Below are 1,147 nucleotides of genomic sequence, written 5' to 3' on the forward strand. Positions count from 1 at the left end.
TATATAACTATAACGTTAGAGAAACGAACGGTTTATTAAAGATACCTGGAAAGAGCATCAATTTATTTTTGAGGGATAAGACAGGGAAAGCAATAGGCGGGATCTTTTGTGCTACATACTGCGATACGTTATATATTGATAACTTTTGGATTGATGAGGAATATAGAGGAAGTGGTCACGGGAAGGCTTTAATTATTCAAGCAGAAGGCATAGCCTCTAATATGGGCTGTAAACTATCACATACAAGTACCTTCTCTTATCAGTCTCCTGAATTTTATAAGAAGATGGGGTATGAAGTATTCGGGGTGATAGATGAGTATCCGGATGGTATGGTTCAGTATTTCTTAAAGAAAAGACTGTAAATTAATGAACATCTATTGATCGAAATATCCGCAAATCCGAAGGGAGAAAACCGATATGAGAGGAGGCCGATCTTGAAGACAAAACTGTGGATTTTGATAGGAATCCTGCTGGTGACAACATTTACATGGGCATTTATATACACGTATCCTCGACAGCTTAAGGTTACCATGCAAGGAGTGATGTTTCAATTAGGTGAAGTACATAAAGATAAGCTAAATCCGACTGCCATATCCGTACATGGTGAATTGAAAAAGAGCATACGGGGTGTAAGAACATTTCAAGGAACCATTGATATTGAAGGTGAGAACATACCTGTTCCGGAAGAAAATAGAAAATTAGAGCTTAGGTTTAGCAAACAGGGTGAGACGCAATTATTTTATAGATATTTCGACAATGGAAGTTTTAAACAATTCCTGTATGGAATTTTATTTATCAATAAGGATTTTAGCAAGATTGCTATTATGAAGTATCAAAGAAATCCTGATGGTCATGGCGGGGGTTGGAACGGTGGCGACGGTTATATGATATCGGCACCTGCCCAAAATAGGGAGGAAGCATTGGAAATATCGAATGAATTGTTAGATGATACGTATGCAAATCCACCCTTGAAATGAACTGGAGAATCGGAAGAGAAGAAAGGAAGCGATAAGCGGCAATGAGTAGGAGTCTGTTTTCATCTATAGAAGATATGATGGAGAGCCACAATGAAATGATGCCATTCTCAGGGGCGATATTCGTCCGAGATCAGGGTAAGACTTTTGAACAAAGCTATGGGTATGCCAAT

2 protein-coding genes are annotated in these 1,147 nt (G+C 38.4%); both read left to right on the top strand.

Translation table 11 applies throughout. The features are described from left to right. Nucleotides 1-362 (top strand): GNAT family N-acetyltransferase (locus tag PCH05_RS27070; RefSeq protein ID WP_164766823.1); only part of this gene is annotated, 362 nt, incomplete at its 5' end. Between the two features lie 72 nt (nucleotides 363-434). Further along, entirely contained in the window at nucleotides 435-977 is a 543-nt protein-coding gene (locus PCH05_RS27075) for a hypothetical protein (RefSeq protein ID WP_127607827.1), read from the top strand. The last annotated feature ends 170 nt before the right edge of the window (nucleotides 978-1,147 follow it).

It is taken from the genome of Paenibacillus chibensis, from assembly GCF_004001045.1.
In the GTDB taxonomy this organism is placed as follows: domain Bacteria; phylum Bacillota; class Bacilli; order Paenibacillales; family Paenibacillaceae; genus Paenibacillus_AQ; species Paenibacillus_AQ chibensis.